Origin of the sequence: Alcaligenes sp. 13f, from assembly GCF_020496585.1 — a bacterium.
Lineage (GTDB): Bacteria > Pseudomonadota > Gammaproteobacteria > Burkholderiales > Burkholderiaceae_B > Alcaligenes > Alcaligenes phenolicus.
In genome coordinates, this window is sequence record NZ_JAHKKC010000009.1 from 98,038 (window position 1) to 119,421 (window position 21,384).

Annotated in this window: 17 protein-coding genes; 7 read left to right on the top strand and 10 right to left on the bottom strand. The window is 56.3% G+C overall.

Translation table 11 applies throughout. The features are described 5' to 3' along the window. Together KOE80_RS09735 and KOE80_RS09740 are read right to left on the bottom strand one after the other, a co-directional pair. A complete protein-coding gene (locus KOE80_RS09735; RefSeq protein ID WP_226349009.1) occupies positions 1-1,653 on the bottom strand; it encodes an MFS transporter in 1,653 nt (550 codons plus the stop codon). Next, positions 1,650-2,249 carry a TetR/AcrR family transcriptional regulator gene (locus KOE80_RS09740; RefSeq protein ID WP_080748065.1) on the bottom strand — a complete coding sequence of 200 codons (600 nt, stop codon included), beginning with the start codon at positions 2,247-2,249 and terminating at the stop codon, positions 1,650-1,652. Before KOE80_RS09740 ends, KOE80_RS09735 begins: the two co-directional genes overlap by 4 nt. Before the next feature lie 301 nt (positions 2,250-2,550). Between KOE80_RS09740 and KOE80_RS09745 the strand changes: the two genes are divergently transcribed. Together KOE80_RS09745 and KOE80_RS09750 are read left to right on the top strand one after the other, a co-directional pair. Then, positions 2,551-3,789: an MFS transporter gene (locus KOE80_RS09745; RefSeq protein ID WP_226349041.1), complete on the top strand. Its 1,239-nt coding sequence runs from the start codon at positions 2,551-2,553 to the stop codon at positions 3,787-3,789. A 117-nt stretch (positions 3,790-3,906) separates the two neighbouring features. Next, positions 3,907-4,431, top strand: a complete 525-nt coding sequence (locus tag KOE80_RS09750; protein ID WP_226349010.1) for a DinB family protein — start codon at positions 3,907-3,909, stop codon at positions 4,429-4,431. Between the two features lie 65 nt (positions 4,432-4,496). Here KOE80_RS09750 and KOE80_RS09755 read toward each other — a convergent pair whose 3' ends face one another. The 5 genes from KOE80_RS09755 to KOE80_RS09775 form a co-directional block, all read right to left on the bottom strand. Then, entirely contained in the window at positions 4,497-5,843 is a 1,347-nt protein-coding gene (locus KOE80_RS09755) for a type II toxin-antitoxin system HipA family toxin (RefSeq protein WP_226349011.1), read from the bottom strand. Next, positions 5,843-6,103, bottom strand: a complete 261-nt coding sequence (locus KOE80_RS09760; protein WP_081045406.1) for a helix-turn-helix transcriptional regulator — start codon at positions 6,101-6,103, stop codon at positions 5,843-5,845. The genes KOE80_RS09755 and KOE80_RS09760 overlap by 1 nt, the downstream gene beginning before the upstream one ends. A 236-nt stretch (positions 6,104-6,339) precedes the next feature. Next, positions 6,340-8,538: a TonB-dependent siderophore receptor gene (locus KOE80_RS09765; RefSeq protein WP_226349012.1), complete on the bottom strand. Its 2,199-nt coding sequence runs from the start codon at positions 8,536-8,538 to the stop codon at positions 6,340-6,342. A 106-nt stretch (positions 8,539-8,644) separates the two neighbouring features. Then, on the bottom strand, positions 8,645-9,820 hold the full coding sequence (locus KOE80_RS09770; protein ID WP_226349042.1) for a Bcr/CflA family efflux MFS transporter: 1,176 nt from the start codon (positions 9,818-9,820) through the stop codon (positions 8,645-8,647). Between the two features lie 147 nt (positions 9,821-9,967). Continuing rightward, on the bottom strand, positions 9,968-10,912 hold the full coding sequence (locus KOE80_RS09775) for a helix-turn-helix transcriptional regulator (protein WP_226349013.1): 945 nt from the start codon (positions 10,910-10,912) through the stop codon (positions 9,968-9,970). Between the two features lie 266 nt (positions 10,913-11,178). Between KOE80_RS09775 and fdnG the strand changes: the two genes are divergently transcribed. From fdnG to KOE80_RS09800, 5 genes are all read left to right on the top strand, one after another. Next, positions 11,179-14,271, top strand: a complete 3,093-nt coding sequence (gene fdnG / locus KOE80_RS09780) for a formate dehydrogenase-N subunit alpha (protein WP_226349014.1) — start codon at positions 11,179-11,181, stop codon at positions 14,269-14,271. Continuing rightward, positions 14,268-15,182 (top strand): formate dehydrogenase subunit beta, encoded by a 915-nt coding sequence (fdxH, locus tag KOE80_RS09785; RefSeq protein ID WP_115633962.1) that lies wholly within the window; start codon positions 14,268-14,270, stop codon positions 15,180-15,182. Before fdnG ends, fdxH begins: the two co-directional genes overlap by 4 nt. After that, positions 15,166-15,819: a formate dehydrogenase subunit gamma gene (locus KOE80_RS09790; protein WP_203145569.1), complete on the top strand. Its 654-nt coding sequence runs from the start codon at positions 15,166-15,168 to the stop codon at positions 15,817-15,819. The genes fdxH and KOE80_RS09790 overlap by 17 nt, the downstream gene beginning before the upstream one ends. Next, positions 15,816-16,688, top strand: coding sequence for a formate dehydrogenase accessory protein FdhE (gene fdhE, locus KOE80_RS09795; RefSeq protein ID WP_226349015.1), 873 nt, complete (start codon positions 15,816-15,818; stop codon positions 16,686-16,688). Before KOE80_RS09790 ends, fdhE begins: the two co-directional genes overlap by 4 nt. Before the next feature lie 290 nt (positions 16,689-16,978). Further along, positions 16,979-17,884 carry an alpha/beta hydrolase gene (locus tag KOE80_RS09800; protein WP_226349043.1) on the top strand — a complete coding sequence of 302 codons (906 nt, stop codon included), beginning with the start codon at positions 16,979-16,981 and terminating at the stop codon, positions 17,882-17,884. A gap of 51 nt (positions 17,885-17,935) precedes the next feature. Here the strand turns inward: KOE80_RS09800 and KOE80_RS09805 are convergent, their stop codons facing one another. The 3 genes from KOE80_RS09805 to KOE80_RS09815 form a co-directional block, all read right to left on the bottom strand. Beyond that, positions 17,936-19,687 (bottom strand): DUF4153 domain-containing protein, encoded by a 1,752-nt coding sequence (locus KOE80_RS09805; RefSeq protein WP_226349016.1) that lies wholly within the window; start codon positions 19,685-19,687, stop codon positions 17,936-17,938. 193 nt (positions 19,688-19,880) lie between these two features. Then, positions 19,881-20,585, bottom strand: a complete 705-nt coding sequence (locus tag KOE80_RS09810) for an RES family NAD+ phosphorylase (protein ID WP_226349017.1) — start codon at positions 20,583-20,585, stop codon at positions 19,881-19,883. Then, entirely contained in the window at positions 20,578-21,252 is a 675-nt protein-coding gene (locus KOE80_RS09815) for a hypothetical protein (protein WP_226349018.1), read from the bottom strand. The genes KOE80_RS09810 and KOE80_RS09815 overlap by 8 nt, the downstream gene beginning before the upstream one ends. Positions 21,253-21,384: the final 132 nt, after the last annotated feature.

A 21,384-nucleotide genomic window follows, 5' to 3' on the forward strand; every position in this document is an offset into this window, starting at 1 on the left:
TTAAGAATTCGAAGAAGTGCCAGCAGCGGCTTGCGCTCGTCTGGACTGAATAGCGGGGCCAGCGGCCAGCAACACGGGCCACAGCAAAAAGCCCGTCGCCAGAATGCCAATCAACAGAAAAACATCGTTGTACGCCCTGACACTGGCCTCGCGGCGGGCAATCTGTGCCAACTGAGCCGTGCCCGTCGCCGCCCTCAACATCGGATCGGTCACCGTTGGCCCTACAGCCTGTTGCTGCTGTTTCAGACGATTGGCCACCAAAGGCTCAGCCACATTCACATGGCTGACAATGGCCGCGTAATGATGCTGCTGGCGCTGCTGCTGAAACGTGCTCAAGGTCGCGGTGCCCATCAATCCGCCCAAAGTCTGAGTGACATTGAGCAGCACAATAAAAGTCACGATATGGTCAGGGCCATACTTGAAGGCTTGCTTGAAGCCAATCATCACCAAGGGTCCCATGAACATGCCCGCGCCAATGGACAGCACGAACTGGCTATAGAAAAAGTCCTGCGGGCGGTCCAGGCTGGTACGCCCAAAATCCATGAAGCTGGACACGCCAATCAGCAAAATCGCGGCAAACACCTGTACCAGAATCGTCTTGGGCCCAAAGGTGATGGCGCTGAGCACAATGCCGCACACAATGCCCACAAACACCACCCAGAACAAAGGCTGCATCTGCTCCGAGCCCATGCCCAAACTGCGCAGCATATTGACCATGCCGTAGTTCTGCTCGGTCGTGATGAAGCGCAAAATCATGGCCCCGACGGCAAAGTAAATGGTGGAACCCTGCGCCAACCACCGCACTTTCAGCAAAGGATTGACGCGGTGATATTCCAGAAACGAGCAGACGGTGAACAGGAACAAGGACGCCATCGCCATCCAGGCCAGGTTTGTGTCGTTGAACCACCAGCGGATATAGCCTTGCGTCAAGAATGCGATCAGCAAACCGGCAGCCGGAGCAAACAAGGCAAAAGCCAGGAAGTCCAGTTTTTCAAACGCCTTGATCTGATAGCCGGGGGGCAACTTCAGCAGCACTACTGCCGCAAAGGAGCACAAGGCCATGCCCGCCTCAAAGCTATACAGGCCGTGCCAATTCCCCAGCTCTATCAAGGACGGCGACAGCACCCAGGCCAAGGGCGTCGCCATTTGCGTGATACTCACTCCCAGCACCAAAGCCTTACCTAGCAGGCGTCTGGGGAAAGCTTGCAGCATGTACAAGACGCCCAGGGTGCTAGCCGCCGCACCAGAAAACCCGCTGGCACCACGCAGAAAAATCAGTGATTCAGCACTATTAATGGATAGATGCAGCAAGGCCAGAACGGCATACAAACCCAGGCCTATCTCGGCAAACAGGCGCATGCCATATTGCTGCCTGAACTTGAACACCAGCAAATTGGCGGTGATATTGACCATGGCATAGGCTGCGGGCAACCAGGCTGCCTCGGAGGGCGTCAACCCCAGCTCCCCTTGCAGCGTCGGCAAATTCACCGACACCAGGGCATTACCCAAACCACCTGTCAAACCAACCAGAATCGCAACCAGACCATAAGCCATACGGATATGCGATTCATGATGAGGTGCCGATGGCGAGCCCGGCATGAAGGGCTTTTCATGGTCTTCCCAATGCGGGTGCGGCTTGATGTACTGACTCATTCAGGCTCCCAATCAGGAGCATTACGGTCCACCTGCAACAACACGCCTTCACACAAGAACTTCAGCGAGCGTTTTACGAACAGTAGCCTTTCCTTGTCCGTGCGCCCCCGCAAGCTGGCGGCCAGCATACCAATCAACAAGGGAATATCGGTGGGCTGCAAGGCCGGGTTGCACTGCCCGGCGGCCTGCCCCATTGCCAAGGGTTCGCGCGCCAGATCAACCAAACGGGCACGCACCCCCACAATGGTGGGGTGATTGGGATCAATCGCCTTCCAGTAATCCGACATGGGAGCCGACTCCAGCGCGAACCCTGCCAGCACCTGCATCAAGACCTTGAAATCCTGAGCATTGCCTTTACGCTTGCTTGAAAAGCGTTCTTCAATCCGGTCTGCTGCCCGTATCAGCAGCGCCTCCATCAAGGCAGCCCGATCAGGGAAGTTGCGATAAAGCGTTGCCCGCCCCACCCCCGCCTGCGACACGACCTGATCCAAAGGAGCCGTCACACCACACTTGCTAAAGACCGTATTGGCCGCATCCAGCAACAGTTCCCGGCGTTCCAAGGCATCAGAACGATTAGGTAAATTCCGGTTTTTCATTCCGAAATTATACGGACAGATTTGTCCGCTTAAAAAGACATCAAGCTAAAAAAGCTGTAAGAAACGATATTCCATATATGAAATAAAGGCGGCAATCAGTGCGATGAAACTCGTTTTGAAGGCATATCTGGAACTAACAAAACTGGGTATCCCCCTCTGAACATACAAAACGTTACCTGCTCAAGTTAGTTAGTCACCCAACAGCCAAGGCGTCGGACGTTACCATGAGGATTCATTTGCCCGCTTCAAAAAGACTTTATGAATGCGAGAAAACACGCATAAACACGCTCAAAGCCATGGCATGTTCAAGTATCAGAGAACAAAAATCATCAGCTACGTCCTGCTATCCTGCGCATTTTTCATCGGCTTTTTCAATCGCTTTTCCCCCGCCACGTTTTCCTCCCACATAGCCGACAGTCTGGAACTAGGTCTGGCAGTTGTGGGGAGCATTGCGGCCCTGCATTTCTGGGTCTACACCCTGATGCAAGTCCCCGCAGGCATGGTGATTGATCGTTATGGAATCCGGATTCCCGCCGTGGTCGGAACCTTGCTGTCCGGGCTGGGAACCATCATTTTGGGCAGCGCCCAGAACTATGGAATGGCACTTTTGGGGCCCGGTCTTGTAGGACTGGGAATGTCCTTAGTCTTTGTGGCCATCATGAAGAACAATGCCATCTGGTTCCATGGCAGCAAGTTCGGGTTGATCACCGGACTGACAATGTTGATTGGCACCTTGGGGGCTGTGTTCTCGGAGGCTCCCTCTTTACTCATCCTGGGCTATGTCAGTTGGCGGCAGGCCTTTATTGGCGTCGGTGCGGTCACTCTTGTTCTCGCTGTTCTGATTTTTTGCTTATGGCGTGCTCCAGACGCTGGGGCTACCGAGATACCTAAAACCAGCAAAACAGTTCATCAGCCCCCTGCCGGCACTTGGCCCTCTATTGTCTCCAACAAGCAACTAGCCCTGATCATGCTGGCCATCTCTGGCACAAATGGCACGTTTTATGCCTTTTCAGGACTATGGGGCACGCATTTATTTACTCGTGCGATGAGCATCTCCGTCCTGGATGCGTCCATGATCATCACGGTTGCTTTACTGATCTACGGTTTCTCGTCTCTTTTTTTTGGAAAGATTTCCGATCAGCTCAAAACCAGAAAGCTGTTTATCTGGGTATCCGCCTTTCTCAACACACTAGCCTGGCTGTGCTTGATGCTTATCCCCAGCCCCGGCTTGTACACCGCGTATCTGTGCTTTGCTCTGATAGGCCTGTCCAGCGGTGTACAGGTGGTCGTCTGTTTTGCTGCGGTCAAAGAAAGTGTGCCGGCCAATATCACGGGATCCGCAATTGCTTATGTGAACATGGGGGTATTTTTAGTCACAGCCATTATTCAATCCTTGTATGGATGGCTGGTTTCACATCTTCTATCCCTTTCTCTGTCCACTGACGCAGCTTACATAGGCGGCTTGTCTTTGGCTGTCATCATCAGCTTGCTGGGCTTGCTCAGTTCTTTGAGCGTACGTGAAACCTATCCGAGAACGTAAAAAACGGAAGTCGTTCTGCAAACCGTTTACTCTATGTTGTACGACTGCATAAGATGCTGGTGATACGTATCCCCAGCACTTTTCACAAGCTCATCACGCTGCCTGGACGATCTTTCCATGACACCCCAAACCGCCATCCGCATGGCCTCGTACAACAGCCAGATGAACCAACGTCTTTACGATGCAGCTGCGAGTCTTTCTGCACAGGACTTGCATCAGGAACGTGGGGCCTTCTTTGGTTCGCTGTTCAAGACCATGATGCACATTGCGGTTGGGGACACCGTCTGGCTACATCGCTTTGCCCAGCATCCTGATGCCCACGCCTTGCGCAAAGAAATCGGGGTGTTTGCCAAGCCACATGCACTGGAACAGCAGCTATTCGGCACCTTGGCGGAACTGGGTCAGTACCGCCGCAAGCTGGACCAGATCATTATTGATTGGGCAGCCACACTGACAGTGGAACAGCTGGGCCAAACGCTACGCTATAGCAATATGGCGGGCCAGGACATGGAGAAGGATTTTGCGCTTCTGGTGACGCACTTTTTTAATCACCAGACTCACCATCGTGGTCAGGCCAGCACCTTGTTGTATCAGGCGGGTGTCGATATTGGGGTGACTGATTTATTGGCTTTAGTGTCCTGAACACTGATCACATCAAGCCAAAGCCGAGCCTGACGAGGCAGACGCTCTAGAAGAATACATAACAACTACTTTTTACGTGGTCGTCCTAGCAACTCAGATCGACCGATAGCCTCCCCGCTGCTTTCTGGGCGGTCTGGCGCTGAAAACCCCGCCTCAGCAATTGCGCTGTCCAAACCTGTAGAAATCACAACTCCTTTAACGGCCGTTAAAGAAGTCATCCCCTCATTCCAGGCGTGAACCATATGCTTGGCCACTGTATGCCAGCGGGGTTCATTTTGAGCGGCCTCAATGACCTCCTTCCCCACCTCTACAGCCGACTCACATAAGCGCTCTACCATCTGCGCATACTGCTTGGGCGCAATGCCCAAACTAGCTTTAAAAAAACGCTCTAATGTTTTACCTGCTATCCAGGTCTGTCGTCCATCCACAGCCAATGCGGGAGGATTGGAGGCAAAACGTGGATAGGCCTGAGTTGTGACAATGTCATAAATCGGTGTGTATGCCACATCATCCAAACTGCTGTAATACAAGGCGATGTTCTTGGCATGGCAATCCGCATTACGCACGACATAATTGCTTAACAAGTGCCAGCCAAACTGCTCCAGCTGCTCCCGAACAGATGCCCCTGGCACATAGACTCTGGTCGCATTCAAAGCACGCTCCATGGTGGGCGCGTATTTCTCATGGGGAGGTAAACCCAACAAGCCACAGGCATCTTCCACACCATGCGTCGCGATGCCCTGCTGATCCACGTCGAACCTATCTACAATCAGCACGCGCCCATCATCAGACATGCGCGTTTGGGCGACAGGAACTACGTTCAAGCGCTCCAACACCCGCATGGTGTAAAACTCGTTGAACCCCAAATAAGGCGTACTCTCGTCCGAGCCCTTAATAATGTGGCGACTCGTACGCAAGGTAGGCTTACCCACCACATGGCTGTGCTGTTCAGACCCGATATCAGGAGCTAGGAACTTGGGGACCATACCGGAAATGGATGCACGAGCGTAGCGACGCACAAGACTGGAAAAATAAGCGGACGTGTTCTCTGCCTTGAGCAAGGACTCTATCTGCAAGGGCTCAAGATCAGTCCCTGGCACCACGCCTTCCGGGGTAACCGTCACTCGCCCAATTCCTGACCCGCCAACCAGCGCCAACAAGGATAGGTCCGTGCCATCCAGTAGCGGACCAAACTCTTCACGGATAATGCTCAGCAAATAACCTTCGGGAAGGTTCTGACGGAAAAAGGGATGCAAATCACGAGGCCAGCGCCAAGGCTGCTCGCGCACAGGCATCGTCAAACTGACAAAATCCGCCGGATCAGTATCAGGCAAATAAGCCAGTACGTACTCATCACGCTCCCGATACAGCTGGGCTACGGCTCTGCCACATACCTGCACATCCAGTTTCATCAGATCTTACCGTCCCTTTGCTCTGCCAAAATATCCTCTACCGTTCGAGAGAATCCTTTTTTTACTGGTTTTATGCCATAACCAGCCGCTTCCAACAAACGCAATAGGACAGAAACGCTCATATCTCCTTTGGCCAGCGTTTCCATACGGGCAACCGTTGTGCGTGAAACACCGGCCCGTTGTGCCAAGGCCTCTTGGCTCAAACCAGCTTCTCGGCGCACGCTGCGCAACAAATCAGCAACATCCGCTAATGTAGTCACTGTATCCCCCAGGCCTCATTTTTTTGGTATCAAACTAAAAATGTATCCCAAGGGACACAAGATGACAATAACCCACATCTGAGGACTACAGAGACAGACGAAAAAATGTAGCCCCAGGGCCTCAAAATATAGAATCAAGCACTATTTTGAGGCCCTGGAGCTACAAAACAGAGGGTGAAAGCGTATTTTGGTTTACGTCAGCCCGTGCTTATCTCAGGCACTACAGCCTTCCCCTCTTAATACTGCGCCCGCAAGGACAGCATCACGTTCTGGGGCGCCCCATACCAGCCCTGGTTATAAAACCCGATCTGCGAGTAGTACTTCTTGTCGAACAGGTTATTCACGTTCAGCGTGGCGGACATGCGCTTGTTGAAGTCATAGCGCGCCATCAGGTTGACGATGGCATAGCTGCTCTGCTCTACCTTGACCACTTTACGGCCCGGTGCGGTCGCATCCTGGTACATGCGGTTTTGCCAGTCGATGCCGCCACCCACGGTCAGCCCTTGCCAATCGCCCTGCAAGCGATAGGTGGTGTAGAGCTTGAACAAGGTCCGTGGCTTGCTGGTGTTGATGGGCTTGCCCTGTGCATCCTTGGCTGTGAAGGTCGTCAAGCTGCTGGCCAGATTCCAGCCAGGCATCAACTCCCCGCCCAGTTCCAGCTCGATACCTTCTACCTTGGCTCCCGACACGGGGCGATAGGCGGGGGTATTGGGCGGCGCGCCAATCACGTTATTGCCAGTGGCTTCGGCCAGATTATCCTGGCGAGTCTGGAACACGGATACCGCCCCATTCAAGCGGCCATCCAGCCAGGCGGCCTTCAAGCCCAGTTCGTAGCTTTTACCCGTGATGGGAGCCAGAAGATCACCCTGTTCGTTGCGGGCATTCTGCGGTTTGAAGATTTCCGTATAGCTGGCGTAAGCCGTGTAGGTGTCGTCAAAGTCGTAGATCAGGCCGGCATAAGGGATGAACTCATTGCGGTTGCGATACTGGCGTTTGGCACCAAAGTAGGTCTGGTCCGTCTCCCAGTTACTCAAGCGTCCACCTACCATCAAGCGCAGATTATCCATCAAGGCGAAACGCCCCACGGCATAGGCACCAGACTGTCTGTTATTCATGTCATCCGCCTGGGAGGGCTCGCCTGACCACACGGGTTCGGGCACGCGACCCGGCTGATAAAAACTGCCCGCATCCGGCAAAGGTGCCAGGGCGCGATACTGCGGGAAGGAGACGCGGTCCTGAGACATCATCCAGCCCACAGAGAACTCATGCTCTTTACCGAACAGCTCGAAGGGGCCGGACAAAGAGGCATTGAATGCCTTGCGACGCACATCCCCCTTGTAATAGGAATAGGAGTTGGCAGTACCCAAGCCGGTTTCCCGATCCGGGTAGCCGCCCCGGAAAATCTGTTTCATGGATGCATCGGTGTGCGACTGGTTATAAGTCAGGCGTAGCTTCAAGTCATTGGCAAACTGATGGCTCAAATCCAGAAAGCCTGTGGTGGTGTCATTCTCGATACGCGACCAGTCCGTATTGTTGGAAACGGAACGCTTGAAGTCTGTACGCGAACCATCGCTATAGAACAGTGGGAAACCACTGCCAAAGCCATTGTTCGAGCTGGACTGATAGGCCACGCCACCGGTCAACTCCATGCCCGGCATCAGATCAGCCGTAATCACACCATACAAGGTGCGCGTCTTGGTGTCCTGCAAACTGGTGTAGCTGTTGGCCTTGCCATAAGCACCCACAATACGCCCGCGAATACGGCCATCTTTGGTAATGGGTGTGGAAACATCGGCATAACCACGGGCAAAGTCCCAGCTGCCTACGTCCACGCCCCCCGATGCCGCAAAATCACGCAAGGGACGCTTGCGTACATAGTTGACCGAGGCCGAGGGGCTGCCCGCCCCCGTCATCAAACCTGTCGCACCGCGCACCACTTCAACCCGATCAAACACCACCAGGTCCAGATTGCTTTCACCAAAAGCCCAGGGCGAGAGCACAGGCTGGGTCCAGCCATCAAACTGATAGTTATCGATACCAAAACCACGCGAAGAAAAGGAATAACGGTTGGTATCGCTGCGCGTCACGGAAATACCCGGGGCGCTTTGCAGGGCATCGGCCGTTGTCTGCATACCGCGATCTTCCATCATCTGGCGGGTCACCACGCTGACCGACTGCGGTGTTTCACGAATGGACAGTGACAAACCCGTGGCTGTGCTCATTGCCTTGGTGGTATAGGACTGGCTGGTTTCGGTCACCCCCGGATCTCGATTGCCTTTAACCGTAATTGTGGACAGCTCTACGGGGGATTGATCAGGAGCCTTGTCCTGTGCCCAGGCCGGGCTGCCCGCGGCCGCCAGCAGCATGGCGGAGCGAGTAAGAGGTGTCAGCAAACGCACTCGCAGGCGAGCAGAGCTGGAAGAAACGGCAAACATGAAGGTGGATCTCAGCAAAGATTTTAGATGCGAACAATTATCATCTTCATGCTTGAGAGCGATGTATTCACAAACGCAAAAACGCTATGCCAAACATCAGTCCTGCCTATGACACGGCCCGATCTGCACGCTTTTGCAGCCAAAACCAGGCGACAAGACTGGCAACTACGGCCAACAGCATCGCGGCCGCCATGCGCACAGGCTGCCCGTAAACCCAAGGTACGCACCAGCCACTGACCAGGGAAAAGGTAGCCATCTGACAAAACCCCAGCAAGGAAGCCGCCAGCCCTGCGCGTGCGGGAACCTGCGCCAAAACCTGCATGGTCATCACCGGAAACAGCATGGCCAGCCCGGCGGCAAAGAATGCCGGCAACCCGACTGCCCACAGCAACGCGGGTTCTGCAGCACGTGCCAGGTAGGCGACATAGGCTAGGCAGCTCCCCAGCATCAAGCCATAGGCACAAGTAATCAGCTTGCGCGCTTCCCAAAGACGGGAGAGCTGAGCCGAGGCCAAGGCTCCCGCGCTGGCCCCAATCACCAAGGGCACGAACAAGGCCGCAAACGCGGTCTCGGGCAGCTTCAAGGTATGGGTGATGAAGTCAGGCGCGGCACCAATCAAAAATGCCTGCGCACCGATCAACAAGCTCAAAGCCAGGCTCATCCCCATAAAAGGGATATTGCACAACAAAAGCCATAGCTCGACCCGCAACTGCGACCAGACCAAAGGCTGACGTCTGGACGTCGGCAAGGTCTCTGGCAGGCGCAGCGCACACAAGCAAGCCGCCAGCGCGGCCAATACGGCCAGCATCCAGAACACCGAGCGCCAGCCCAGATGGGCGATCAACTGCCCGCCCACAATCGGCGCCAGCGCGGGCGAGCCATTGAACACCAGCAAGATATAAGAAAATGTGCGCTGCGCTTGCTGCCCCTGATAGCAATCACGCACCATGGCCTGCCCAATGACCAAGCCAGCTCCGGCGGACAAGCCCTGCAAGACACGGCCCGCCAACAAAAACGAGAAGCTGGGCGCCACAGCGGCCATCACAGAACCTGCCACATAAACCAGCAAGGACACCAGCACCACCGGCTTGCGTCCCCAGGCATCGGACAAGGTACCGTGCAAGAGCAACATGGCCGCATACGCAGACATATACACACCCAGGGTCTGCTGCACGCTGTGTGGCGGCACATTGAATTCCTGTTCCAGAGCGCTGAATGCAGGTAAATAGGCATCAATGGTGGCCGGTGCCACGCAGGCCAGCAGGCCCAACATCAAAACCATCAAGGGATACGGAGGAAGCAGGAAAGGCGGCACAGTCACATACAAAAAGAAGCGGCCCACAAGGGGCAGGGTCTTTCAGCATGACCGACGTAATCGTCGTCAGGGAATGCGCAACGCCTGAAGAGCTTTGGGCAATGACGGGACAGCCTAGTTCAACTCGCTGGGTGAGATACCGTAGCGCTCACGGAATGCCGTGGCGAAGTTGGTGGCATGGCGATAGCCTACATAATGTGCCGCCTGCTGTACGCTCCAGCCTTGCGCCAGATACTCTCGGGCCAGTTCCAGCCTGCGCTCACGCAGCCATCCAAATACCGAGCATTGATAGACCGCCTGAAACTTCACCCGCAAGGTGCTGGGACTCATGCAGGCCAGTTTGGCCAGATCTGCCAAGGTGTGATCCTCGCCAGGCGAATGGTAGAGACGCTCTCTGACACGTTCCAGCAATTGCCGATCGCGCGCGGAGACGGGCGCATCGTTGTCTGTTTCTCGGCTCAGGCCGTCCAGCGCATGAGCCAGCACTTGCAGGCTGACACCCTCCAGCAGCAGATTGTGCAAGGTGCCCTGCCAGGGGCTGTCGATCAACTGATCGATCGCGGTCAACAAATGCGGGGGCACTGCCCAGCGTTGCAGGCGTATCCGCGAGGAACCCATGACCTTGGCCAACGTCTCGCCCAAAGGCGAGTCCGCCAAACTGTCCGGCGTACTTAAGGTGATATTCAAGCCTCGCAGGCGCTGCCCAGCCGGATGGAGCCCTGTCATGGCCACCACATCCGAATGCGCAATGGTGGCCCCACTTTGAGCTGTCATGCTGACCGTATTCTGGCTGGCAAGCTGAGTCTGCGCTCGCCCCTGCAACATCACAATGGCCGAGAACTGCGGCGCGGCCAGTGACGTGGCTTCGTACTGGTGGTGAGTAATGATGTCCGAAAGCACCATCTTCATGCCAGGCCGAACCTGATATTCCTGCACCCGCCCTTCGGCAATACAAATCTGCTCCATGTCCTGCTTGGGACCGTTGTAATCCGGCAAGCAATAGCGAAAACCCGTCGGACTACCGAGTCGGTCAAAGTCCGATACCGTAAATCTGATCATAGGAGTGTGGGAGCAAGCAGCCCGAGCCAGGCCCGCAAATAATTCTTGAATGGCGCGGATGGCGGGAAAAGGTGGAATAGGCCACATGAGAATAGCACACATTCTCAATTATATGGCGACTTCCACATTCCCCTTTATGCCACAACTATTGCCTTTTCAAGGACCTATATGCCAATAGCCGGGCACCCTATAAGCATGCTGCTATAATCCGCCCCGGCAATTAGTGATCCTTTTGCCGACACTTATTTTTGCAAGAAGAATCCTTCATGAATAACACCGTGCCAAGTTTTGGTCGGCGTCAATTTCTCAAAATTCTTGGTGCTGGGGCAGCTGCGCTGTCAGCTACCGCGATGGGACTTTCGACAGCCGCCGCTCAAGTTCCTGCCGCCGTCCGGCCCTACAAACTGCTGCGCGCCAAAGAAACTCGCAATAACTGTACGTACTGTTCAGTCGGTTGCGGCATCCTCATGTACTCCATGGGCGATGGCTCCAAGAATGCGAAACCCCGTATCTTTCACATTGAAGGCGACCCGGATCACCCGGTCAGCCGTGGCTCGCTTTGCCCGAAAGGCGCTGGCCTGCTGGACATGATCCACTCCAAGAATCGCCTGCTGCACCCCGAATACCGGGCGCCAGGCTCCAAAGAATGGGTCAAGATCAGCTGGAGCGAAGCCACCAAACGCATCGCCCGTTTGCTGAAAGACGACCGCGACGCCAACTTCATTGCCAAGAACGAGAAAGGCCAGGTTGTGAACCGCTGGCTATCTTCGGGCTTTCTGGCTTCCTCGGCCGCATCCAACGAAACCGGCCTGCTGGACTTCAAATTTACCCGTGCCTTGGGGATGCTGGGCATCGACTGCCAGGCGCGGCTCTGTCACGCCCCGACCGTGTCGGCCCTGGCCCCCAGCTTTGGGCGCGGTGCCATGACCAACCACTGGGTGGACATCAAGAACGCCAACGTGGTGATTGTGATGGGCGGCAACCCTGCCGAAGCCCATCCGGTCGGTTTCAAATGGGTGATCGAGGCCAAGATCAAGAACAAGGCCAAGGTCATTGTGGTGGACCCGCGCTTTAACCGCACGGCGGCCGTGGCGGACATCTTCTCGCCCATCCGCGCTGGCTCGGACACCGCCTTTTTGATGGGTATGGTGCGCTGGCTGCTGGAGAACGACAAGATTCAGCACGAGTACGTGCGCTCTTACACCAACGCCTCCCTGATCGTGCGCGACGACTTCACCTTTGACGAAGGGGTGTTCTCGGGCTTCAACCCGCAAACCAAGGTGTACGACAAGTCCTCCTGGACCTATGCGGTGGACGAGAACGGCGAAGTGATGCGCGACATGAGCATGACGCATCCACGTTCCGTGCTGCAGCTGTTGAAAGCCCACGTGGACCGCTACACGCCCGAAGTCGTGGAGAACATTACCGGCGTCAAGCAGGCCGATTTCCTGCAGATTGCCGAAATCATTGGTTCCTGTTCGGCCAAGAACAAAACCCTGACCTGGCTGTATGCGCTGGGCTGGACGCACCACACGGGTGGCGCACAGATTATTCGTGGCGCTGCCATGATCCAGCTTTTGCTGGGCAATATCGGCATGGCTGGCGGCGGCGTGAACGCCCTACGCGGCCACTCCAATATCCAGGGCTATACCGACCTGGGCCTGCTGTCCTTGCGTGTGCCAGGTTATATGAACCTGCCCTCGGACAATCAGCAGACGCTGGCGCAGTATCTGGAAGAAACCACGCCCAAGGATGTGTTGCCCGGTCAGGTGAACTACTGGAAAAACACACCCAAGTTCTTCATCTCCTTGCTGAAGAACCTGTACGGCAAGCACGCCACGCCAGCCAACGATTTTGCCTTTGACCTGCTTCCCAAGTGGGATCGCAGCTATGACATGCTGGCCTACTTCGACATGATGTATGAAGGCAAGGTCAACGGTTACTTTGCGCAGGGCTTTAATCCGCTGGCCGCGATGCCGGACAAGAACAAGACGTCCAAGGCTCTGTCCAAGCTGAAGTTCCTGGTTATTGTGGACCCGCTGGTCACCGAGACCTCGAACTTCTGGCGCAATGAAGGCCAGTTCAACGACATCAAGACAGAAGAAGTGATGACGGAGGTGTTCCGCCTGCCATCGAACTGTTTTGCTGAAGAGGACGGTTCCATCGTGAACTCGGGCCGCTGGTTGCAGTGGCACTACGCCGGGCAGCAACCTCCAGGGCTGGCCCGTCATGACCCCAATATTCTGGGCGAAATCATGATGGAGCTGCGTCGTCTGTACGAAGAAGAAGGCGGTGCCTGTCCCGAGCAAGTCCTGAGCATGACCTGGGACGCCGACACCTATCACGACCCGTATTTCCCGCATCCGGAAGAAGTGGCCAAAGAGGCCAATGGCTATGCGCTGGCTGACGTTTTCGACGAGAACGGCAAGCAGATTCTGCGCAAGGGCCAGTTGCTGGACAGCTTCGCGCAACTGCGCGATGACGGCACCACGCAAAGCTACTGCTGGGTATTTGCCGGCTCCTGGACAGAGAAAGGCAACCAGATGGCCAATCGGGACAATACCGATACGGGCCTGGGCAACACCCCCGGCTGGGCATGGGCCTGGCCGGCCAACCGGCGCATTCTGTACAACCGTGCCTCCATGGATGAGATGGGCAATCCCTGGGATCCCCAACGTCAAATCCTGCATTGGGATGGCAAGCAATGGACCGGGGCCGATATTCCGGACTTCCCGGCCAACCTGCCTCCCGGTAGCCCTGCTGCGCCGTTCATCATGCTGCCCGAAGGTCTGGGCCGCCTGTTCTCGGAAAAAGGCATTAATGACGGTCCCTTCCCGGAGCATTACGAGCCGGTAGAAAGCCCGATTGCCAAGAACCCGCTGCACGAAAAGGTGACACACAACCCAACGGCACGGATTCTGTCCAACGATGCCGAGCGCATGGGAAATCGTCACGACTATCCGTATGTGGCCACCACCTATTCCATTACCGAACTGTTCCGCCACTGGACCAAGCATTCCTATCTGAATGCCATGTTGCAGCCTGAACAGTTTGTGGAAATTGGCGAGCAACTGGCCGCTGAAAAAGACATCCGTCACGGCGACACCGTCAAAGTCACGACCAAGCGCGGCTACATCACCGCCAAGGCCGTGGTGACCAAGCGCATGCGCACCCTGACCGTTGCCGGCCAGGAAGTGCAGCAAATTGGTATCCCCTGCCACTGGGGTTTTGAAGGTGAAACCCGCAAGGGCTTCCTGGCCAATACGCTGTCCCCCGGCGTAGGCGATGCCAATACGCAAACACCGGAGTTCAAAGCTTTTCTGGTCAATGTCGAGAAAATGAAGGGAGCCACGGCATGAATTCGCAAAATATAGTGCGCCGTTCGGCCACCAACTCGGTCACGCCTGCCCCGCAGGTGCGTGACCACCAGATGGAAGTGGCCAAGCTGATTGACGTGTCCATCTGCATCGGCTGCAAGGCTTGTCAGGTGGCCTGCAATGAGTGGAACGACTTGCGTGGTCAGGTCGAGGAAAACGTCGGTGTGTACGACAACCCCAGCGACCTGAGCCCCGACAGCTGGACCTTGATGCGTTTTACCGAACACGAGGACGAAGCAGGCAAGCTGGAATGGCTGATACGCAAGGACGGCTGCATGCACTGCGAAGACCCCGGTTGCCTGAAAGCCTGCCCGGTTCCCGGTGCGATTGTTCAATATGCCAATGGCATTGTGGATTTCCAGTCCGACCTGTGTGTGGGCTGCGGTTACTGCGTGGCGGGCTGTCCGTTCGACGTGCCGCGCATTTCCAAGAAAGACAATAAAGCCTACAAGTGCACCCTGTGTTCGGACCGCGTCACCGTGGGCCAGGCACCCGCTTGCGCCAAAACCTGCCCCACCGGCGCAATTGCGTTTGGCTCCAAGCAGGAAATGAAAGATCTGGCCTTGAGCCGTATCGAGGACCTGAACGAGCGCGGTTATGAAAACGCTGGCCTCTACGACCCGCAAGGCGTAGGTGGTACCCACGTCATGTACGTGCTGCAACACGCGGACGATCCCCAGCGCTATGCCGGTCTGCCCAAAGACCCGCACATCAGCTCGGTGGTCGGTGGCTGGAAAGATGTGCTCAAACCCGCTGCAGCGGTGGCAGGCGCCGTGGCTGTCGCAGGGATGGCAGCACACTTTATTGGCGTAGGCCCGAACAGTGTTGACGAGGACCACGAGGACACAGAGGCAAAGGCATCTGAAGGAGGCGATCATGGCCAAGAAAAATAATCTTGTTCTGCGCACCAAATTCCCCGAAAGACTGTGCCACTGGGCAGTGGTGCTCTGCTTTTTTCTGGCCGCAACGTCAGGGCTGTCCTGGTTTTACCCTTCTTTTTCCTGGCTCAGTTCCTTCCTGGGCACACCGCAACTGGCCCGCGTCCTGCATCCCTTTCTAGGGATCGCGGTTTTCGTTGGCCTTTGCTATATGTTTGTGCGTTTTGTGAAGTACAACCTGCCGGCAAAAACCGACCTGATCTGGTTCCGGAATGTCAAAGGCGTGATCCTGAACAACGCCAAGCAACCTTTGCGTATCGGTAAATACAATGCCGGTCAGAAAGTGCTGTTCTGGCTGATCATGCTGTCCATCGTCACGCTGCTGGTATCGGGCCTGATCATGTGGCGCGCGTACTTTGCCGAGTTCTTCAGCATTCCCGTGTTGCGCCTGGCCATCCTGATCCACTCGGTCGCCGGAATTGGTTTGATCTTGCTGATTCTGGGCCATATCTATCTGGCGATCTGGGTGCGCGGCTCCATCACCGGCATGGTGACCGGCTATGTCTCCAAAGCCTGGATACGTCATCACCACGACCGCTGGCATGATGAATTGCAGGCTGCAAAAAAAGATGCGAAGGAAGGCAAGGCATGAACGAAATCCCTATCGTCCGCTCCGTGCCGTCGGAAGCCTCCACCCGGCATTTTGATCCCATCCTGCGGCCCGAACTGCACGAGCTGTACACCGCCCGCGCAGCCCGTCTGCGCGAGCTGGCTCAAGGCCATGAGCTTGAGGCCTATCTGCAGCTGGCTGCCGATATTGCTCAGGCACAGGCCCAGGTTTCGGAACAAGCCCAATCGGATGCCGATGCCGTCGATCCTGTTGCCATTGCTCGTCAGGGTGCCTGGACAGCGCATCTGGACTCCTTGCTGGAGCAGCTTGCTCACAGCGCCTCGCCCGCCATCAGCCCTCATCTGGATGCGCTGCGCGCCATGAGCACCCAGGCACGTCGCGAGGCAGGCCTGGCCTTGGCACAAAACCAGTTCGACGCCGTCTCCCAGGCACTGGCTCCGTTTTTATGGGCCGCCTTGTCTCTGGAAGTTGCCCTGGCCGCACGAGCTCTTCCCTTGCCTGCAAACAGCAAGGAAGAGTCTGCCAGTTGTCCGGTTTGCGGTGGCGCCCCTGTTGCCAGCCTGATCCACAAAGGCACGCGCCAAGGCTTGCGCTACTTGCACTGCTCCCTGTGCGAGTGTGAATGGCATATGGTTCGTGCTAAGTGCACGAACTGCGCCGACGCCGGCGATCTGGACTATCTGAGCTTTGAAACGACCGAGGCGGTCGTCCGTGCAGAAAGCTGTGGTCACTGCCATAGCTATCTGAAAGTCATCTCACAGGAACGCGATGCGGCAGCAGAAAGCGTCGCCGATGACCTGGCCAGCCTGGTGCTGGACGATGCTGCGACCGAAGAAGGTTATGGTCGCACGGGCTTGAACCCCTTCGCCTTGCCCGATCAGGCCCTGTAAAGAAACGCCCGGACTGGCTCAACGCTGATCCGGGCTTTTTTTATATCCGCTTCGCTACCAGCCTCACACTCTATACACTCCTCTCTCGTGGCTGCACCATCACAAGAACAGGCAGCCAAGACCTGATAGCAATTTGCAAGCTCCAAATAACCAGCAATAGGTCATCGACAGCTGAGCAGTAGCGCCCTCATCATATAGATACGATTTATTGTCCGGTAAGTGTTTTCTGCCTGTCAGCACCCCCTATAATCAAGAATGATTCCCGTTTAGCTTTTTGCAATCTGACCTTGATGAAGACTCTCCTGCCCCGCTTTCTGCTCAGTGCCGCCACGCTCTGCCTGGCCTGCACACTTCCCGCCCAAGCCCAACAAACTACCCGCCCCTGGAACGAATCAGTGGGGCCCACCATCGTGGATCAGCAACAAAGCCTGTACCGCTTCGAGACGCTGATCATGTCCTCGGAAGATGGCAAGCGGCACTACAAAATACAGATAGGCACCCCGAACCGCCCCGCCCCCGCACGCGGTCATCCGGTGATTTATATGGTGGATGGCAATGCCGCCATGGCCAGTATTGATGTGGACGACCTGAAAGCCATCAGCGCCTTGTCTGCCCCGGTCCTGGTTGCCATTGGCTACGACACCGAAGCGCGTCACGATGTGATTGCCCGCGCCTTCGACTACACGCCTCCCGTTACGGAAAACGGCGTCAGCAAACCTGTGGAAGTACGGGGCCGTTCAGGCGGCGGTGCAGATATTTTTCTGGACTATATAGAAACCCACATCAAGCCTGCCGTGGAAGAACGCGAGCCTATTGATCGCTCCCGCCAGACCCTGTGGGGCCACTCTTACGGCGGCCTGTTCGCCTTGCACACCCTGTTCACCCATCCTGATCTGTACCAGCGCTACGTGGCGGGCGATCCCTCCCTGTGGTGGTATGACGGGATTCTGGTCAAGACGGCTCAGGCTTTTGATACAACGCTGGCCAAGGACAAGCGCATTGCCATCATGGTGGGCGGGCAGCGCCGCAGTACCTCCATGAGCAATGCTGCGGCTCAATGGTCCGCACAGGATATGGCCAAGCATTTGCAGGATGCAGGGCTGAACGTCAGCTACGAAAACTTCAGCGACTTGAACCACGGGCAGATGCTGGCCGCCTCCTTGAAGCCTGCTCTGCGACTTGCGGCCCAGCCGTGATGCCTTCAACCCAAAGGCACCACCACTGATCGCCCTATCAGCGCCCTGCCCTCAAGGGCGCTGAGCTGCACCTATAAAGCCGCCGTCCGGCAACTTCAAGACACTGAAAGGCGCGGGCTCAATGACCGCTCCCTTGGCGTGAATGCCATCAATGACGGCGCCCATATTATCCAGCGACAAACCGGGCGTGAAAGCGGTCGCCTTCTCCCATTCCCCATTAGCGGTCTGCACAAAGACAGCACCATTATTCATGGGGTTGTTGACCGACAGAACAATCGCTTCGTCTCCCGCTTCGCCCGGCAACAAATCCACAAATACCAGCAAGCAACCGGCGTGGTTACCCGGAGTTCGAGTCTCGCAAGCCTTGGCCAGATAGGCGATGTCCCAACCTGGATAGGTTTCGATAAAGGACTGACGTAAAGGATGGTCAGCCGGAGAGCTGGGCAAAGAGCCCAAGAGCATCTGCCGCGCCTTGTCCTCACCGATGTCCCAGACTTCGAGCTCTTGATCCGGCACAGCCTCCTCAGGCTTATCCTCGGACTTCCCGACCAGCAAGTTCTTCTCAACCACATAGTCCACGGCCTTTTGCCCTGGCAGTCCCCAATACATTCTCATTTCCGTATCCGGAAAGTCATCTGCGCTTAGCGTACCGGCTTCAAGCCGAGCCACTTGCGAAGCCGCCGAGATTGCTTCGGGAGAGCCGATGCGAAGCAGCCAGATAATGGCCAGCACTATCAGGGCCAACGCCATCCCCACATTGGAGCGACGTACTCGCGCCATCCAGTTTTGAGGGTGGCAGGAAGCCCAGAAGTAGCTCAAACCATAGCCCGCCGCCACCAGCGCTGCCGTCGTTACCAGAACACGAATTGGGGTCCAACCATACTGAGCAACTCGCTCCCCTATCGCCCACAAGGCAACACCTGCCAGCACGGGCATGACAAAACCCAGTAAACGGGCCGAGGCGCGCAATAAAGGGTTTGCGCTGGCATTCGTGTCCTCGTCCGCAACAACAGAAGACACCAGAGTCGACGCCCCCAGAACAGCCGCCACGCACAGGGCGGCCAGTGGCAAGCCCTCACCCGTACGCCAGGGCAAGGCGACGATGAACACCACCATCACCACCAGCAAAACAGGGGTCAGCAAACGCAGCAGTTTCAGCAACAGAATGGGGGACAGATAGCCACCATCCGAGTCCGAAGCAAGCGCCAGACCCGCCCCTACCAAAGCACCTGACACCACAGCAGCAACCGTAGGCTCCAGCAGCACATCCCCCAAAAGGGGAATGCCGACAAAGCTGAGCAACATATGGCAAGCCATCAGCACGCCCCAGGCCAGTCCGCAGAAGAACAAGGCCACCGCCCAGGAACACACCATGGACCAACTCAGCTCGAACAGGCGACGGTAATCAGCCCAATCGCGTGGACGCTCTACCAGAATGGCAAGAAATGGCAGAGTAATAGTCGCCAGCAGCCCCATTGCCACCCACATCTGCGGGGCTCGCCAAAAAAGGGCAACCTCAGCATATCCCCCTTGCGCCTGCAAGATCAGCGCCGCGCTGGCCACTCCCAGCCCCAGGGACACCAGCAAGGCCTTGCGCACAGAAATGTGCATCAGCAAGGTGAAAGAGGCCACCCCAAAGATTCCCACCGCCAACAGCAAGGACACCCAGATATGCTCACGCGGCGCGGGCGCCATCATCAGATTGCTGAAGGCCACCCATTCAAGCAGGCCCAGCACTGCACCGGCCAGACATAAAGTCAGCGTCCGCCGGTTTTGTAAGGAAGAAAGTGAGATCGCGGTCATGGAGAGTAAAAAGCAATCGATTCAACAATGACAGCAGATGGAAGAACACCATTGCTGACGGCGTCAGGACATAGGGTGATAAGCCATGTCATGCCCTGCGAAACCCGGCTAGTTTAGTACGCTGAAGGGCCCACTTTCTGTCCCGGACAGAACTGCTCTTGTAAGCAGACGTTAGGTCTGAAATATGGGCGGCTTACACGCGACCTGGAACGATCAGCACCCCGATCCGTTCAGCCAGATCCAGCACGGCATCGTAGCTGGCCGGGTCTTCGCTCAAGCTGTGGGATGGGCCTTGAGGCTTCAAGGCGCTTTTGGCAATGCGGTCCCCAAAGAGCATCACGGCCCGTGCCGAATCATCCTGCCGGGACACCCAGCACAAGCCTTGGGCCTGCGGACATTGCCGATAAATCGCAGCAGCCCACAAACGGGTTGCCGGATACTGATCTTTTTCGGTGTCGATCAGTTGCTTGCGTGTCACACCCAGTTTCCTTAGCGGGACACTGGCCAGATCGACCAGAACCAAAGGCGCATTCAGCAGCACGGTGGAATGCACCTGCCCCAGCAGCTTTTTCTTGTCATAACTTTTAAAGCCAGCGGCGTGCGGCACGTCATGAAAGACGGTTTCCATCATGGCGCAATCGCGGCTGGTGCCACCGTACAAGGTGGGAATGGCCCTGCCCTTCTCATCCTGAATTGGACTGAAACGGGCATTGCCCTGCATACCTGGGTTGAACTGGGTCGCCAAATACTTATCTTGATGAACGCGATGCAATAACTGCCCTTTGGGCCACTCCATCAAGGTCAAACGCAGCTCACCACCTGGAGCGGAGATTGCCGATCCCCCCTCCTGCGGAATGTGCTTTTTATCAGCGGCCGCGGGCGACGCTGGCTCAGCCATGAGCCACGGCTTGTACTTCGTCTTGAGCAGCGGCAATGACCTTTTCCGGTGCAGACATCAACAAGTCCTGCGGCCGCTTGCCACCCAAAAAGCTGTTGCTGGACATGAACCAGTAGGCCATGCCCCAGCTATCTTTATGCCCGGCCAGAATCTCCAGAACCTGAGCCAATGGTTTGGCAGGACGGAAGCTGGTAGCCGGGTCCAGGCCATAGCCAGGAAAGTAATCCGCGCCACCATGATTGATGGCAAAAATCTGCCCCTGCTTCTTCCACTTATTAGGCTGGGCGCTAGGGTTGCGGGTGCTTAAGCCCGCCAGTTGCGCCACATCAGCAGCACTAAGCCAATCCCCGCTTTCCAACACCGCGGTGCGGGCCTGAACCAACATGGCGGCTTCTTTCAGCAGACGGGGCGATGGTGGCGTGCGGGGCACCAGCACTTCAGCCAGACGCTCCAGCGACTCCTTGTCCTGCCGCTCCTGCAAGACCTCGAACATGGACGAGGCTACATTGGTGAAGTTCTCTGCCAAAGCCTTGAAAGCGGCGGGTTTGATGTGATCGAAAGCCAGCACCAGCACTTGTTCTGCCTTGGATTTGCTCAAACTTACCTTAACCTCTTTGGGCGTACCCACCAGGGTCGAGACGCTGGGACTACTTACCAGGACGCTCATGGATAGACTCCTTGAAGGTTATTTATGATGATTAATAATAGCATAACCCTGATAACCCAAAAACCGACCTGTACAAGCAGGCAGCCTAGCCTCAGCTACGTCCTTATCGCTCGTTCTGACACGCATCAGGCA